Origin of the sequence: Clostridium sp. AM58-1XD (assembly GCF_003464085.1) — a bacterium.
Taxonomy (GTDB): domain Bacteria; phylum Bacillota; class Clostridia; order Lachnospirales; family Lachnospiraceae; genus Lachnoclostridium_A.
This window is the reverse complement of the sequence record NZ_QSDR01000022.1, coordinates 14,765-31,360: the sequence shown is the minus strand read 5'-3', so window position 1 is coordinate 31,360 and position 16,596 is coordinate 14,765. Positions and strand designations below refer to the sequence as shown.

Here is a 16,596-nt window from a genome sequence, read left to right as displayed (position 1 = left end):
AGGAAAAATATCCCTGATGGTAATCCGCTTCCCGTTCCTCGTCCAAAGAGAAAAAAATCCCCCATGGTGACTTGGCCACTGCCTCGGAACCATGGGGGATTTTTTTACTTACGCCTCTTTTACATTTTTATGTGCGGTTGAAAGCATAAGCTTGATTCTGTTCAGCTGATTGACCTCGCTTGCGCCGGGATCGTAGTCAACTGCGATAATGTTGGCTGTCGGATAGTGGCGTCGGAGTTCTTTAATCACGCCCTTACCTACGATGTGGTTAGGCAGGCAGCCAAACGGCTGGGTGCAGACAATATTATGTACGCCGCTGTGGATCAGCTCCAGCATTTCACCTGTCAGGAACCATCCTTCACCTGTCTGATTGCCAAGGGAAACGAAATTTTTCGCCATGTCGGCCAGCTGGTCGATGTTGGCCGGTGCGGTAAAATGTCTGCTTGCTTTCAGCTCATTGCGGGACGTTCTGCGGAAGTATTCCAGCAGGGAAATCGCGATGTTGCAGAGCCTTGCTGTCGAGCGCTTCCCGCCCAGATTCTCAGCCTTGAAATTGCTGTTGTAGAAGCTGTATAAAAGAAAGTCCAGAAGATCCGGCACAACGGCTTCGGCACCTTCTGATTCCAGGAGCTCTACAATGTGGTTATTGGCCAGTGGTGAGAATTTGACAAGAATCTCACCAACGACGCCCACCTTAGGCTTCTGAATGTTCTTTCTCGGCAGGTTGTCAAAATCACGGATAATACCGCGTATATTTTTTGAAAATTCCATCATTGCCGGCGCCTTTTTGGAGAGCGACCGTTTACACCGCTCTTTCCATTTTTCATGAAGGGCGTTGGCAGAACCAGGAACGGATTCATACGGTCTTGTCGCATAGAGAACTCTCATAAAGATATCTCCGTATACGACGGCCTGCATGGCTTTCGTCAGCAGGAGCGGCGTAATGGAAAATCCGGAATTCGTTTCCATGCCGTTGGCATTGACTGAAATAACGGGAACCTGAGGCATGCCGGCTTTTTCCAGCGCACGGCGTATGAAGCCTATGTAATTGGAAGCGCGGCAGCCGCCGCCTGTCTGGCTCATGAGAACGGCGGTGTGATCCAGGTCATATTCTCCTGAAAGCAGAGCTTCCATCATCTGTCCGATCACGATTAGGGACGGATAGCAGGCGTCGTTATTTACATATTTAAGCCCGGTATCGATTGCGGAACGGTTGGAATTCTGAAGTACCCTGATATTATAGCCAAAGGTGCGGATCGCCGGTTCCAGAAGTTCAAAATGGATCGGTGACATATCAGGACACAGAAGCGTATACCCTTTGCGCATATCTTTTGTAAATTCCGTACGGTTGTATGCGCTGGAAACAACCTTGTGAGTAAAGTGCTTTTTATCGCGCACACGCAGGGAAGAAATCAGAGAGCGGATACGGATTCTGGCAGCACCCAGGTTATTCACTTCATCGATCTTTAAAACCGTATAGATTTTTCCGGAGGCTGTAAGGATATCATTTACCTGATCCGTAGTGACGGCATCCAGGCCGCAGCCGAAGGAATTCAGCTGAATCATATTCAGGCGGCTGTTATGTTTCACAACATCGGCAGCCCGGTAAAGGCGGCTGTGATACATCCACTGGTCCGTTACGATGAGCGGACGTTCCGGAGTACCCAGATGCGAAACGGCATCTTCCGTAAGGACTGCAAATCCATAGGAAGTAATTAATTCCGGTATGCCGTGATTGATCTCAGGATCGATATGGTAAGGACGGCCTGCGAGGACGATTCCCTGCCGGTTGTTTTCTTCCAGATACTGAAGGACCTCTTCGCCTTTTTTCTGCATATCCATCCGGGAAGCCGTAAGCTCTTCCCACGCTTTGTGGGCAGCCGTTCTGACTTCATCCGATGGGATATCGAATTCCTTAGGGATTTCAATGCATAACTGCCTGGTAAGAATCTCTTCATTTGTAAATGCCATGAAGGGGTTCAGGAAGCGGATATCCTTTTCCTTCAGCTCTTCCATATTGTTTTTGATGTTCTCCGCATAGGAGGTTACCATCGGGCAGTTGTAGTGATTTCCTGCTTCCGGGGTTTCATTCCTTTCATAAGGCACGCACGGATAGAAGATCGTCTTTACTCCCTGGGAGATCAGCCATGAGATATGGCCGTGGACGAGCTTTGCAGGATAGCATTCGGACTCGCTGGGGATGGATTCTATACCCAGCTCGTAAAGCTGCTTCGTGGACTGGGGCGAAAGTACGAGACGGAAGCCCAGTTCTTTAAAGAATACAGCCCAGAACGGGTAATTTTCATACATGTTGAGCACGCGCGGGATACCGATGGTGCCGCGGGCCGCCAGATCCGGTGAAAGGGGATCATAGCCGAACATGCGGTGGTATTTATAGGCGAATAAATTCGGAACATCCTTTGTCAGCTTTTCCTTACCCAGGCCGCGCTCACAGCGGTTTCCGCTGATAAAATGGCGTCCGCCGCTGAACTGGTTGATGGTCAGAACGCAGTGGTTCGTACAGCCCTTACAGCGGGACATGGATGTTGTATATTTCAAACCGAGTATTTTCTCCATAGGAAGCATGGAAGACGGTTTCACTGCAGAATAGCGTTCTCTGGCTATCAGCGCAGCGCCGAACGCTCCCATAATTCCGGCGATGTCAGGACGCACCGCTTCACATTCCGCTATTTTCTCAAAGCTGCGGAGTACGGCGTTATTGTAGAACGTACCGCCCTGAACGACGACGTGCTGACCCAGGTCGGAAGCATTTGTTATTTTAATGACCTTAAATAAAGCATTTTTAATAACGGAATATGCAAGACCTGCCGAAATGTCGGCAACGGAAGCGCCTTCCTTCTGCGCCTGTTTTACGTTGGAATTCATAAAAACGGTGCAGCGGGTTCCGAGGTCAGTGGGATTTTTTGCAAAGAGGGCTTCTTTAGCAAAATCCTCCACACTGTAATTCAAAGATTTAGCAAAGGTTTCAATGAAGGAGCCGCAGCCGGAAGAACATGCTTCGTTTAACTGCACGCTGTCAACAGTGCCGTTCTTGATGCGGATACATTTCATGTCCTGTCCGCCGATATCCAGGATGCAGTCTACATCCGGTTCAAAGAAGGCGGCGGCATAGTAGTGGGAAATCGTCTCGACTTCTCCTTCATCCATCATGAATGCTGCCTTTAAAAGGGCTTCTCCATAACCGGTGGAGCAGGAATAGACGATTTTTGCATTTTCAGGAAGCTGTTCGCTGATTTCCTTCATGGCGCGGATGGCCGTAGCCAGAGGGCTGCCGTTGTTGTTGCTGTAAAAACTGTATAAAAGTGAGCCGTCTTCGCCGACAAGAGCTACCTTTGTAGTGGTGGAACCGGCGTCAATGCCAGGTAACAGTTTCCTTCGTACGTGGATAAATCAGCCTTCTTGACACAGTGGTTTTCATGACGTGAAATAAAACGGCGAAAATCCTCTTCGTCCGTGAAGAGCGGATCCATACGCTTTACTTCAAATTCCATCTGAATTCCATTCTCCAGCCGGTCGATCATCTCTTCAATGGTTAAAGAGCCTTCGCCTTCGCTGTTCATCGCTGAACCGATGGCAGCAAACAGGTGAGAATGTTCAGGAGCGATGATCTGGTCTCCAATCAGGTGGAGCGTACGGATGAAAGCCTGACGCAGTTCAGATAGAAAATGAAGCGGACCGCCCAGGAACGCCACGTTGCCCCGAATCGGCTTGCCGCATGCAAGGCCGCTGATCGTCTGGTTGACGACTGCCTGGAAATAGAGGCAGCCAGGTCTTCCCTCGTTGCGCCTTCGTTAATCAATGGCTGAATATCTGATTTTGCAAATACGCCGCAGCGTGCTGCAATCGGATAGATTGCCTGGTAATTTCTGGCATATTCGTTGAGTCCGGCTGCGTCTGTCTGCAGAAGACTTGCCATCTGATCGATAAAGGAACCGGTTCCTCCGGCACATATGCCGTTCATACGCTGGTCGATACCGCCTGTGAAATAGATTATTTTCGCATCTTCGCCTCCGAGTTCGATTGCAACGTCGGTCTGGGGCGCTTCTGTCTGCAGAGCTGAGGCTACCGCGACTACCTCCTGAACAAACGGAACATGGAGATGCTTTGAAAGAGTAAGGCCGCCGGAACCTGTGATGACAGGACAGAACCCGATAGGACCAAGCTTTTCATACGCCCGTTTCAGAAGGAGAGCCAGCGTGCCCTGAATATTGGCGAAATGGCGCTCATAGTCTGCGAACAGTAATTTCTTTTCTGAATTTAAAATGGCGATTTTTACGGTTGTAGAACCGATGTCGATACCTAATGAATTAAATAAATTGGTCATTCTAATGCGGGAAAATCCCTTCCTCCTTTGTATTAAGAAAGATATGCCGGGTTTTAATTCTCTATGTAAATTAAGTCTTTAAAGAACTATGATACGGGATTCAGTTTAACATAAAAAATAGAAGAATACAATTGGTTAGGTATGTTAAAAAAACGTGAAAAAATGTAGATTTTATGGGAATTATGCGGTAACAGGACGGGTGTAAAAGATGGCGTCGGACGGCCGGAAAAGCGGTGTAAAATATGGGAAAAAGGGCCAGGAATACGTTGACAAACGAACCTGTTGAAACTATAATGATAGTTGTCGCAATGCGGCTTATAATGGTGATGTTTTTTTAACAAAACGAATTCATATTTTAACGGCAGCCTAACGGCGGGCGGCCGGTTATGAGCAGGCAGCAGAGCGTCCGGCATAGAGCCGGCTCTGACTGGGCAGGCTTCCGGCAGGAAGCAGAGAATCTGCAGGAAAGGACAGTGACAGGTATGGATGGTGGCTCGTGTTATCACGCGGAAACTACAGAGGAAGTGCGAAAGCGGATACCTGCGCTGCAGGTTTTCTGTGTACGCAGGTGAATATATGCGTAAGAAAGGAAGATAAGATATGATTCGGATTTTTAGGACAGAAGATGGAATTATCCATCAGACAGATGAGATTGAGAGCGGCTGCTGGATTGCCCTGACAGATCCAACTGCGACGGAGATACTTGAGATTGCGGAACATTTCCACATTGATCCTGACGATCTTCGGGCACCGCTGGATGAGGAAGAGCGTTCCCGTATTGAAACAGAAGATGAATATACGTTGATCGTTGTGGATATACCGTTGATTGAGGAGCGGAACGGAAAAGACTGGTATGAAACGATTCCTATGGGTATCATAACGACAGAGGGCGCACTGATTACGGTCTGCCTGGAAGATACGGCTGTCCTTACTGCATTTATGGATGGACGCGTCAGAGGTTTCCATACCAATATGAGAACCCGGTTTATTCTTCAAATGCTTTATAAGAATGCCTCTCAGTATCTGCAATATCTGAGGATTATTGACAAGAAGAGTGCCGTAATAGAAAAGAAGCTGCATCAGTCCACAAAGAACAGGGAGCTGATTGAGCTGCTGGAACTGGAGAAGAGCCTTGTGTATTTTACCACATCCCTCCGTGCAAACGAAGTGGTGCTGGAGAAACTGTTAAAAAATGAGAAAATAAAGAAGTATCCGGAAGACACCGATCTGCTGGAAGATGTTATCATCGAAAATAAGCAGGCAATTGAGATGGCTAATATTTACAGCGGCATCCTGAGTGGAATGATGGATGCATTTGCTTCCGTTATTTCCAACAACCTGAATATTGTTATGAAATTTCTGGCGACGATCACCATCGTCATGTCCATACCGACTATGGTGGCCAGCTTTTACGGAATGAATGTCAATCCGGCGGGCATGCCGTTTTCCCAAAGTCCGTGGGGATTTGCCATTGTTCTTGTATTTGCGGCGGTGATTTCGCTTCTGGTGGCCTTTATATTCTCAAAAAAAGATTTATTCTAGAGCCTGTTAAAACATGAAAAAAGGATGATAAAATGAGCTTTTTTAGCAAAATGGAACGAAAATTCGGCAGATATGCCATTCCGAACCTGATGAATTATATTGTGGGTATGTACGTAGTCGGAATGGTACTGCAGATGCTGAATCCGTCCTTTTATATTCAGTATCTTGCGCTGGACGCCAGCGCGATTCTGAGGGGGCAGATCTGGAGGATTGTGACGTTTATGATCTGGCCGCCCTTTAATAATCCGGTGTCAAACCTGATTATGATTTATCTGTACTATTCTCTGGGAATGACTCTGGAGAGAGTCTGGGGAGCATTCCGGTTTAATGTGTACTTTTTTATGGGAGTTTTGGGCCATGTGCTGGCGGCGGTCATCGGATTCGTATTCTTCCACCAGCTGTGGTATCTTAACACGGAGTATTTAAATCTTTCTCTGCTTTTTGCATTTGCAGCAACATTTCCTGATCTGCAGTTTATGCTGTACTTTATTATACCGATCAAAGCGAAATGGATTGCGCTGATTTACGGTGTCCTGGCACTTCAGGGTCTCCTTTTGGGAACGGCTGCGACGAGAATCGCAATCGTGCTCTCCCTTCTCAACTTCATCATATTCTGGCTGATGACGAGGAATTACAGCAAGGTGAATCCAAAAGAGATTAAGAGAAAGCGTGAGTTTAAAACGCAGATCAAGATGATGCCTCAGGGGAAGACCCATCACCGCTGCGCTGTCTGCGGAAGAACGGAACTGGATGGGGACGATCTGGAATTTAGATACTGCTCCAAATGCGAGGGCGATTATGAATACTGTCTTGATCATTTATATACGCATAAACATGTGACGAAAGACTCGGCTGATTCCGCTCATGGCGGCAGCGATCAGTCGTCATAAGGAAATAAAAAAAGTTCCGCGCAGGAAAACTGCTCCTGCGTGGAACTTTTTTTGTTGTGTCGCAGTAAAAAAATCACCTGCTCTGCAGGCGGAGGGAATATCTTTAGATAAAAGTAACTCCTGTGCTAAAATAGATGTAGGTCTGCAAACCACAAATAAAAAAGCACAGGAAGTCCTAAAATGGACAATAATAGTTTAGATCATACAAAAGTACAGTTTACAAGGGACTACACAAGGTAACGGTCTGACGGGAGATGTGCCGCCCGTCAGATTTTCCATGTAATGTTTAAGCTGTCGCTTGTGGCGACTATGGTGGTAATCATCAAATCCACCACCCGCCGCTTGTCGTCAAAGGATACGCTGTCCCAAGTGTCGAGATAGCCGGAAATCTGGATAAACTGTTTCGGGCTGATGGCTTTCTCGATCCGCCGCTTGTTAGCGTACTTGCGGAACACATCATAAAGCTGCTGCTCCAATTCCCGGCGTTTCGCCGCTTCCTGTTCCGGCGTGAAAATCGGGGTGAGATTTTCCAGCATGATTTCCTTTCCCTGAAAAGTCACGACCTCTGTTTCTTTTTTATATCTGATACCACTTATAAAATTACCTATCCTTTCTATCATGCGGTTGCCATTTCAATTCCGCCAGTACGTCCGGGGGAATACGCTCCACAAGCCGCTGGATATTATGTAATTCGCTTTCCAGCTTCGCCCGTTCCATCGTGTCTTTCATCTTGCTTCTTTCGTTGGCCTTTGCCCTTGTTTCTAGCTTCTTGTTTTCTTCCAGCAGGTCGGCAATCGTCACCTTGTACTTTTTCAGTTGCCCGGAAAAGTCCTCCATCTGCGGAAACCACTTTTTCAGCAGGACGAGGGCTTCCTCTTTCTTCTTCCAGGCGTTCAACTGGCCGATCCGTCCAGCGCCTTGTCCTGGGGCAGCACCGCCCAGCGAAACCACTTGCAGCAGACGGAATAGGAGATAGTCTGGGGGCAGACACATTCCTACCCATCGTCCAGCAACAGGCAGTTGCCGTTCTCCCAAAAACCGTAAGCTGATAGAGGAAGAAAAACAATGGCTGCCCCGGATTGTCCAGAAATCCGAACTGGCGAAAAGCTATTTGCCGCAGAGAGGTAAGAGAAAATGACAAGTACGCCTTAGGCGTATAAGGCGTACTTTACAAATCGGAAGTTTAGGAGGCAATGAATATGAAAAAGAAAAGCTTAATTATTGCTATTTCTGTATTGGTAATTGCTCTTGTTGCGGTGTTGTTTGTGGTGAACAAGCCTTACAAGCCAACCTCTTTTGTTGTAGATGGAGAGATTTTCTCGGCTACGGTTGAGAATGGAGGCACTTTAATTTTGGATTTGAACAACTCCAATGAAAGCAAAGATTGGTCAATCGTATCAGAACCTGAGACTTTTGCAAGTGATTATCATAACATTACTGAAAACATTGCAGAGTTTCACATAATTGCTTTGAACGATGGCAAAGGTGAAATGATATTTCAATGTACAAACGATGACGGCACTACTGACAAGTACATACTTGTTCTTTCTATTTCACGCCATCAGAAGACCTATCTTCAAATTGATACCGTTTCTTTTACAGAAAACAAATAACTACTTCCCGTTTGTCGGGCAAATTTGTAGTACGTCTTATTGGTATAAGCCGCAATCGCATAATCGGGGAGATAGCAAAGCCAGCCGAGCCAGTCAACGGACAAGATGAACGGCGCTTACAGCGCCGCCGTTGCCTTCGCTGGCGGAAACGGCATTTGAAGCGGCAACGCCGACAGAGCGTATAACACACTACACTTTGCTGCGCAAAGTCGTGTGCCAAAAGGATTTTGCCCCTTTGGTTTCCCCACAACAAAACGGCGCTATGCCACCCTGCCGGGAGCATAGCGCCGTTTGTTGTCAGCAGCCCGTTTCGCGGTCTGCGCGTAGTCTCTTGTAAACTGACCTAAATGGGATTTCAAGTATCATCTGGTTTTTGCACCAAAATATCGGAGGCAGGCAATATATAAAGATATCAAGGCCGATGTAGGCCAAATACTAGGAACCTTATGCCGAAGAAAAGGGATTGAGATAATCGAGGCACAATGCATGCCAGATCATATCCATATGCTGGTAAGCATTCCGCCCAAATATGCAGTGTCCGAGGTGGTGGGATATCTGAAAGGAAAAAGTTCACTCATGATATTCGAATAGCATGCGAATCTAAAGTATAAGTACGGAAACCGTCATTTTTGGTGCTATGGATATTACGTGGACACAGCAGGAAAGAATGTAGCGGCCATAAAGGCATATATACAAAATCAGATAAAGGAAGGCTTGGAATATGACCAGATGTCGTTAGTAGAGTACATTGACCTGTTTACGGGTGAGCCAGTGAAGAAAAACAAGAAGTAAGACTTAAGAGCCAGTAGGGAGTCAAAGCAAACCAGCAAGCCCCCTTAGGGGCTAAGCCGGTGGTCTTAACTACTTAGAAAAGTTCTCCGGGCAGGGTCGCCCTGCGGCGGTAAGGAATAATGTCGCTGAAGTGATCCGCCGCAGGCGGAGAATCCCGCGAGCGGGATTCTTTCAGTGCTGCGGTTTGACCGTATGATCAGGCCGGTTGACGTTTTATCAGGAATTCAGATGAAAGCGCAGTGACTGTTCGGCGGCCTTTTCAAAGGCATAGGAAGCCTTTTCATACATCAGCCGTGCGGAAGTCAGCGGAGAAGCTCCCGGATAAGGCCTTACTTCAAGAGATATGACAGCACGCCCGTCTCGCTGTGGGACGGGAGAAATATAGCCGCAGTCCATCAGAAGCTTAAAATGATAAATGAGTTCCGCCATATCGAACATGCCGTTCGGCACGCCTATGGGGGATGGGTATGGCCGTAAAACTGGCTGGAAGGTTCCAGAACAGCATTGCCATATGGACAACAGCCAGTCCAGTCTCGGAGCTGATTCTTACAGCCTCATCTGCCTGTTCTTCCATAAGGGGAAGATGGGCAAAGTCCAGCATCAGTCTTGCATTGCCGGCGCCGGCTTCCCTGGCTTTTTTAATAAATTCCGCGCATTCCGATGTGGGGCCAAGAAAAAGACGTTTAAAGCGACTGCGTTCAATCGGTTCGATAGCAGTGAGAATTCCATATTTTTCAGCATAGAGGGAAACTTCCATAAAATATTCAAAAAAACGGTCTAGGAGTTCCTCACGGCGTTCCGGGCCTTTGTCAACAGAACCAGTCATTTCCACAATAGAGGAACCGGCTTCTGCGGCAAAATCGATCTGCTCCTTCATGGAAGCGAGCGCGTTAGCTCGAATGGACGCGGTGTCGCTGCACGGATTGAATTCATTATCCAGCTGAAAATAACCGGGAATATTATAGTTCAGTTTTTTGTGATGTCTGGCCATATCATTAATTTCAGCACGCCGCAGGCGTTCGGAATGAGGAAGGAAAGTCTCAAAACGTTCGAATTCCGGAAGATGGCAGCACAATTCAACCGCCTTATAATGAGTGAGTTCATCGTCAAATGAGCCGGGAAAGAGCATGGAAGGGCTGATCCCAAAGCTGACAAAATCTTTTAACTGCATAATAAAACGTTCCTCTCTTTTTTATTATTTCGGTTAAAGCAGAGGCTTTTCTAAATAAAAAAGAGTGGATTTACGTAAAGAAAGAGTATTTGTGTCAGCGTATCACATGTGTATAAAAAAGTCAATTGACCGTGGGAAAAGGAAAAAGTTTTGTGCATTATATATAAAAAACAAACCGTTTTTTTATGCAATATCAAAATTGACAAAAATATACCAGGCAAGTATAATACACACATCGGTTAACGGTTGTACGACAACCTATAAATGATAGGTGTTAAGGTACAACTCTGATAGGTAGAATAAAGTAAGAGGAGGATGTTACATGAGGAAAAGAGGATTTGAAAAGGCAGCAGCAGTCGTTATGGCGGCAGCAGTAATTGCTGTAACGGCAGCAGGATGCGGAAGCGGATCAGCAAAGGAAGAAACGACAAAGACAGCTGAGACTTCTGCAGAGAAAAAGGATGAAACAAAGGCAGAAAACGGCGCAGAACAGGCAAAAGAGGCAAAGGAAAGCGGAGACAGCCAGGATTTAACCCCAATTAATGATTATCCGGCGTCTTCTGTTACGATTACATGTCCGCCGAGCGCAGGCGGCGGTACGGATCTTCTGTTAAGGGCGATGGCTCCTGCTATGGAAGAATATCTGGGAGTTCCTGTATCCGTAGTGAATAAATCAGGCGGTGGCTGCGCCATTGGATTTGCGGCCGGTGCCCAGGATCCGAATGACGGAAGCTGCATCACTGCAGGCGTATCGGAACTGCTTGGCCTTCCATACGTATCTGAAGTAAACTTTACATATGAGAGCTTTGATTCTGTATGCAATTTCAATTCCTGCTATGGGGCGCTTTCTGTAGCGGCAGACGCACCATATAACACGCTGGAAGAATTTGTAGACTACTGTAAGGAAAATCCTGGAAAGGTCCGTATCGGGAATTCCGGTATCGGCGGTGTATGGCATATTTTAGCAGCTTCTTTTGCAGATGAGGCAGGCATTGAAGTCGTGCATGTTCCATTTGACGGCGGCGGACCGGCAGCAGTAGCACTGGCAGGCGGCAATGTGGAAGCCGTTCCGGTAAGTCCACAGGAAGTACAGACATACGTAGATTCCGGCCTTATCAAGGTTCTGGCTACATTCTCTCCAGAGAGACTTCCGGAGCTTCCTGATGTGCCGACTGCAGGGGAATGCGGTTATCCTAACTCTATGATGACTGTTTTCCGCGGATTCCTGGCACCGAAAGGAACACCGGAGGATATCATTAAGAAGCTGGACGCAGCTACCAGATACGCATTGGAAGATGAGAGTGTATGCGAGTTTATGGAAACACAGAACTACACCCATAATTATATGAATGCAGCTGATTTCAAAGCGCTTATGGACCGTGAGGACGGTGTATATTCCGAACAGTCAAGAGCGCTGGGAATTGCCACAAAGTAAATAGTATGTAACTGTTCAGGACGGAGGTTTTGAATAATTGCAGTAATTTTTAATGCAGGATAGAGAGGGTGTTGCAAAAGTAAAGTCAGACATGCCATCGATTCCGGATTTCATTCTGAGGCAGCCGCCGAGTCGTAAAATCTGGTTCGAGGCAGTATGGTTCTTCTCTTTTGCAGCACCCCCTCTGTTTTATCTTAGGAGGTATTGACTATGAAAAAGATTGCAAATGCAATCGCTCTTATCTTTATCGCAGTCAGCGTTTATGCTTTTATAGAAGCCGGAACATTTCCGCCGGGATCAAACGGCGCGCTGGGACCGGGATTTTTCCCAAGAGTTCTGGCTGTACTCGTAATTTTTCTGTCTGTTCTGGAACTGGTTGGCTCCAGAAAAGCAGAAGTTCCTCAGGGACAGGAGGAAGTGCTGCTGTTTAAGAAAGAAAACCTCAGGGTATGGATCGCGGTACTGGCCTGCATCATCTATGTCTGGAGTCTGAAGATTGCCGGATTCATTATTATGACACCTGTTTATTTATTTGCAATGCTCATGTACTTTAAGGTGAAGAACAGGATAGCGGCAGTCGCCGTTCCGATCGGCGTTACTGCAGTTCTTTACTTTGTATTCACAATCCTGCTGAAGGTGAAACTTCCGGCCGGAATCATATTTTAGGAGGTGCAGGAAACATGTTTATGACGGTTCTCGGCAATATTATGAACCCTGCTACGCTGCTGGCAATATTAGGCGGTGTTGCAATGGGAATTTCTTTTGGAGCTATGCCTGGTCTGACTTCCACCATGGGAGTGGCGCTCCTTATGCCTATCACATTTTCCATGAGTCCTCATGTGGGCATGCTTGTACTGATCGGAATTTTCTGCGGTGCAATTTATGGTGGTTCCATAACAGCGATTTTAATTAACACGCCGGGCACACCTTCTGCGGCGGCTACCGTGATTGACGGTTACCAGTTTACCCTCAGAGGCGAAGCGGGAAGAGCGCTTGGCATTTCCACCTTTGCATCCTTCGGCGGAGGAATTATCAGTGGTATTATCCTGATTCTGGTCGCTCCCCAGCTGGCTCAGATCGCCTTGAAATTCAACGCTCCGGAATCTTTTGCACTGGCCTTTTTCGGACTCAGCATTATCGCCAGTATTTCAGGAAAAGACCTGATCAAGGGAGTTATGTCAGGAACACTTGGTCTTCTTTTGTCATTGATCGGTATGGATAATGTGACTGCCTATACCAGATTCTCTTTCGGCTCTACATACCTGATGGGCGGACTGTCCTTTATTCCTGTGCTGGTAGGCCTCTTTGCACTCAGCCAGTGTTTCCTGACGACAGAAGAGATTTTTGTTGAACGGGCAAAGGCGAAGAAGACGAGAAATCCCCTTCCTTCCAAAAAGGATTTCAGGTGTATCCTGCCTACAATCCTGAGGGCCGGCCTTACAGGAACTTTTATCGGCTGCATACCAGGCGCAGGCGGGGATATCAGCGCATTTGTTTCCTATGACATGGAACGCCGCTGTTCCAGACACCCGGAACTGTTCGGAACGGGAATTCCGGAGGGAGTTGCAGCGCCCGAAGCCTCAAATAACGGTACGACGGGAGGCGCACTGATTCCCCTTTTGACTCTTGGAATTCCAGGAGATGCAAATACGGCCGTCATGCTGGGAGCTCTGATGATGCATAATCTGACTCCAGGCCCTCAGCTGTTTCTGACAAAAGCGGCAACAGTCAACACTCTGTTTGCCGGATTTATGGTTGCCAACTGTTTCATGCTCCTTCTGGGACTTCTCGGACAGCCGCTGTTCGTAAAGATCGTTTCTATTCCAAAACGGATTCTGGTACCGGTAATTATCGTACTATGTACGGTTGGTTCCTTTGCAATTAATAACAACTACTATGATGTAGTCGTTATGGTGATCGCAGGGATCGTGGGGTACTTCCTGACGAAGGGAGGATATCCGCTTTCTCCGATCGTACTTGCCCTGATTCTGGGGCCAATGGCGGAAGGGAATTTCAGAAGAAGCCTGGTGATGTCGCAGGGCAGTTATGCAATATTTTTCCAGCGCCCGTTTTCGGCAGCATTTATTATTATTGGAATCATTTCATTGATATGGCCGTTTATCAGACAGCACATGGAGAAGAAAAAACTTCTGAAACAGAAAGCATAAAAAGGACAAAAAGAAAGGACAGAAAAAGAATGAAAATAGTTTTCAGCCACAATATCCCGAAGGAATATTATTCTGATTACGTAAAAAATATGGACGTGAAAGTACCGAAGGAACCGCTGGCATGCTTTACAAGGGAAGAAGCCATGGAAGCCATAGAGGACGCAGACATTTTTATCTGCATTGCGGATTATGTATGCGATGCCCGGCTGATTGACAGCGGCAGAAATCTGAAAATTATCGGCAATATGGGATCGGGATACAACAATGTAGATACGGCTCATGCGAAAGAGAAAGGGATTCATGTTCTGAATGCTCCACGTTCCGTCGTAGAGTCTACGGCGGAAATGGTCATTGCAATAATGATGGGAGCCTGCCGCGGCGTAGTCCAGTATGACAGGGAACTGAGAAGGGATCGCGTCTGCACCAGACAGCTCTTCTTTTACAGGGATATGGTAATGTACGGGAAAACGCTTGGAATTGTGGGATTCGGAAGAATCGGCCAGGCTGTTGCCAGGAGAGCTGCAGCTTTGGGAATGAAAATCATATGCTATGATCCATTCCCGGTTCGCCAGGAAGTACTGGACCAGTATGAGGCAGAATCCGTCGGTCTGGAACAGCTTCTCCATATGGCGGATGTGGTGACCCTGCATATACCATATACAGATGAGACGCATCATTTTATGGATGAAGAAAAGATCGCTATGATGAAAAAGGACGCCTATCTTGTCAATGCGGCCCGTGGTGCAATCGTGGAAGAAAAGGCGCTGGTGAAGGCGCTGAAGAATCATGAAATCAAAGGAGCGGCCCTGGATGTCCATGAATTTGAACCGAACATTTCAGCGGATATCGCAGAACTGCCTAATATCGTAATTACACCCCACTGCTGCACAAATGTTGCAGAAGTCCGTATTGGGATGCTGCATGAACTGCTGGATGGCTGATCTCACTGCTGGAGGGAGGAAACCCATATAATGTCGTCTGCTGAAAAGATACTGGAATTACGGCCAATTAAAAAAGTAAATATTGGTGATCAGGTATATGAGCAGATGAAAGCGCAGATTGTATCAGGTGCCTGGCCGGCAAATGAAAAGATACCGTCAGAAAACCAGTTGATGGAGATTTTTGGAGTCAGCAGGACATCGGTGCGGCAGGCGATCCAGAAGCTGGTGGCGATCGGATATCTTGAGACGAGGAGAGGAGAGGGGTCTTATGTCAGAGATATGGGGCTGGACAGCTATTTCCGGGGAATGATTCCGGCCTCATGCCTGAAAAAAGAAAACCTCATGGAGATTTTTACCTTCCGGACCTTGTTTGAATGTGGTGTGGCTGAAATGGCAGCCAGATATGCGACGGATGAACAGATTAAAAGACTGAGGAATAATTTGGAACGGATGCTCCAGAATACAGGGAAGCTGGACAAATACGTAGAAATTGATTTTGAATTTCATGCCCTTTTAGGGGAGTGTACCTGCAATACTTTGGTGAGAGAGATTTATAAGATTATTGGAGAAATTCTGAAAGTTACCATGGGAAAAATAACGGACGGCATCGGTTATGAACATGGTGTCAAATGTCACAGGCTGATATTGGAAGCGATTGAAAACCACGATCCGGATCAGGCCAGAGAAGTGATGCGCTATCATGTGGATAAAAATACGGAATTGTATTACAGTGATTTGGAGCAGAAGGAATAACGTAAGAAAGACGGCGGAGAAATGTCATCAGCTATGATTTCTCCGCCGTTTAAATTGGTGTTTACTTTTTAATTCCTTTATTGTAGAATTATATAATAATGGAGAAATATCGCTGTCGGAAGGAGGGGAACCTTATCATGTCATCTGCGGACAAAGTGCCGGGGCTGCGGGCTATCAAGAAGGTTAATATTGGAGATCAGGTGTATGATCAGATGAAGGCACAGATTGTATCAGGTGCATGGCCGGCAAATGAAAAAATACCTTCAGAGAATCAACTGATGGAGATTTTCGGAGTCAGCAGGACGACGGTACGGCAGGCGATTCAGAAATTAGTTGCGATCGGCTACCTCGAGACCAGAAGAGGGGAAGGTTCTTATGTAAAGAGCATGGAGCTGGAGAATTATTTTCGGGGAATGATTCCCGCATCCTGCCTGAAAAAAGAAGATTTAAAGGAGATATTTATCTTTCGGACCCTTTTTGAGTGCGGTGTGGCTGAGATGGCGGCACAGTATGCGACAGAGGATCAGATCAAAAGGCTTCAGAATAACTTTGCCAGAATGCTTCAGAACACGGGAAAGCTGGATAAATATATAGACATCGATTTTGAATTTCATGCCCTTTTGGGGGAATGTACCCAGAACGTTCTGGTCAGGGAAATCTATAAAATTATCGGAGAGATCCTCAAGGTTACCATGGGAAAAATTACCGACAGCATTGGCTATGACCACGGCGTCAAGTGCCACCGCCTGATTCTGGAGGCGATTGAAAATCACGATCCCGACCAGGCCAGAAAAGTAATGCGCTATCATGTAGACAAGAATACAGAGCTGTATTACAGCGACCTGGATAAAAAAGAAGAACAGCAGTAACAGAAATATAAAAGAGGGGATGGGTCTGCCGCAAGAGCAGATATCGCGTCCCCTTTTAAATTGGTGTTTACTTTTTA

Annotated in this window: 11 protein-coding genes and 6 pseudogenes; 10 read left to right on the top strand and 7 right to left on the bottom strand. The window is 46.8% G+C overall.

Features of this window, described 5'->3' with window-relative positions; all coding sequences use genetic code 11:
- Window positions 1–108: 108 nt before the first annotated feature.
- A pseudogene (locus DXA13_RS13865) lies at window positions 109–4,345 on the bottom strand (acyl-CoA dehydratase activase-related protein).
- A gap of 600 nt (window positions 4,346–4,945) precedes the next feature.
- On the opposite strand from DXA13_RS13865, the gene DXA13_RS13855 reads away from it, so the two are divergent.
- Both DXA13_RS13855 and DXA13_RS13850 read left to right on the top strand, forming a co-directional pair.
- Complete coding sequence (locus tag DXA13_RS13855; RefSeq protein ID WP_118245189.1) at window positions 4,946–5,887, top strand: magnesium transporter CorA family protein; 942 nt, start codon at window positions 4,946–4,948, stop codon at window positions 5,885–5,887.
- Between the two features lie 32 nt (window positions 5,888–5,919).
- The gene (locus DXA13_RS13850; RefSeq protein WP_118245186.1) at window positions 5,920–6,777 is read left to right on the top strand and encodes a hypothetical protein; all 858 of its coding nucleotides are present in this window, start codon (window positions 5,920–5,922) and stop codon (window positions 6,775–6,777) included.
- Window positions 6,778–7,043: 266 nt separating this feature from the next.
- On the opposite strand, the pseudogene DXA13_RS21060 reads toward DXA13_RS13850, so the two are convergent.
- From DXA13_RS21060 to DXA13_RS13830, 4 pseudogenes are all read right to left on the bottom strand, one after another.
- Window positions 7,044–7,196 (bottom strand): annotated as a pseudogene (locus DXA13_RS21060) (recombinase family protein); the annotation flags it as partial.
- Window positions 7,185–7,394 (bottom strand): annotated as a pseudogene (locus tag DXA13_RS21055) (hypothetical protein); the annotation flags it as partial. The pseudogenes DXA13_RS21060 and DXA13_RS21055, both read right to left, overlap by 12 nt.
- A pseudogene (locus tag DXA13_RS13835) lies at window positions 7,378–7,674 on the bottom strand (plasmid recombination protein); the annotation flags it as partial. The pseudogenes DXA13_RS21055 and DXA13_RS13835, both read right to left, overlap by 17 nt.
- Window positions 7,675–7,685: 11 nt before the next feature.
- Window positions 7,686–7,808: pseudogene (locus DXA13_RS13830) on the bottom strand (cysteine-rich VLP protein); the annotation flags it as partial.
- A gap of 168 nt (window positions 7,809–7,976) precedes the next feature.
- Here DXA13_RS13830 and DXA13_RS13820 point away from each other — a divergent pair.
- Together DXA13_RS13820 and tnpA are read left to right on the top strand one after the other, a co-directional pair.
- Window positions 7,977–8,390, top strand: a complete 414-nt coding sequence (locus DXA13_RS13820; protein WP_118245183.1) for a hypothetical protein — start codon at window positions 7,977–7,979, stop codon at window positions 8,388–8,390.
- Window positions 8,391–8,684: 294 nt separating this feature from the next.
- A pseudogene (gene tnpA / locus DXA13_RS13815) lies at window positions 8,685–9,182 on the top strand (IS200/IS605 family transposase).
- Window positions 9,183–9,398: 216 nt separating this feature from the next.
- On the opposite strand, the gene DXA13_RS21920 reads toward tnpA, so the two are convergent.
- Together DXA13_RS21920 and DXA13_RS13810 are read right to left on the bottom strand one after the other, a co-directional pair.
- Window positions 9,399–9,611, bottom strand: a complete 213-nt coding sequence (locus DXA13_RS21920; protein ID WP_243009146.1) for a hypothetical protein — start codon at window positions 9,609–9,611, stop codon at window positions 9,399–9,401.
- Entirely contained in the window at window positions 9,586–10,353 is a 768-nt protein-coding gene (locus DXA13_RS13810) for a TIM barrel protein (protein ID WP_243009145.1), read from the bottom strand. Before DXA13_RS13810 ends, DXA13_RS21920 begins: the two co-directional genes overlap by 26 nt.
- A gap of 322 nt (window positions 10,354–10,675) precedes the next feature.
- Between DXA13_RS13810 and DXA13_RS13805 the strand changes: the two genes are divergently transcribed.
- The 6 genes from DXA13_RS13805 (at window position 10,676) to DXA13_RS13780 (ending at window position 16,519) form a co-directional block, all read left to right on the top strand.
- On the top strand, window positions 10,676–11,788 hold the full coding sequence (locus DXA13_RS13805; protein WP_118245181.1) for a tripartite tricarboxylate transporter substrate binding protein: 1,113 nt from the start codon (window positions 10,676–10,678) through the stop codon (window positions 11,786–11,788).
- Window positions 11,789–11,998: 210 nt separating this feature from the next.
- Window positions 11,999–12,454: a tripartite tricarboxylate transporter TctB family protein gene (locus DXA13_RS13800; RefSeq protein WP_118245178.1), complete on the top strand. Its 456-nt coding sequence runs from the start codon at window positions 11,999–12,001 to the stop codon at window positions 12,452–12,454.
- A gap of 14 nt (window positions 12,455–12,468) precedes the next feature.
- On the top strand, window positions 12,469–13,956 hold the full coding sequence (locus tag DXA13_RS13795; RefSeq protein WP_118245176.1) for a tripartite tricarboxylate transporter permease: 1,488 nt from the start codon (window positions 12,469–12,471) through the stop codon (window positions 13,954–13,956).
- Window positions 13,957–13,985: 29 nt separating this feature from the next.
- Complete coding sequence (locus tag DXA13_RS13790) at window positions 13,986–14,897, top strand: NAD(P)-dependent oxidoreductase (protein WP_243009144.1); 912 nt, start codon at window positions 13,986–13,988, stop codon at window positions 14,895–14,897.
- 30 nt (window positions 14,898–14,927) lie between these two features.
- Entirely contained in the window at window positions 14,928–15,650 is a 723-nt protein-coding gene (locus DXA13_RS13785) for a FadR/GntR family transcriptional regulator (RefSeq protein WP_243009143.1), read from the top strand.
- A gap of 137 nt (window positions 15,651–15,787) precedes the next feature.
- Window positions 15,788–16,519, top strand: a complete 732-nt coding sequence (locus tag DXA13_RS13780; protein ID WP_118245174.1) for a FadR/GntR family transcriptional regulator — start codon at window positions 15,788–15,790, stop codon at window positions 16,517–16,519.
- The last annotated feature ends 77 nt before the right edge of the window (window positions 16,520–16,596 follow it).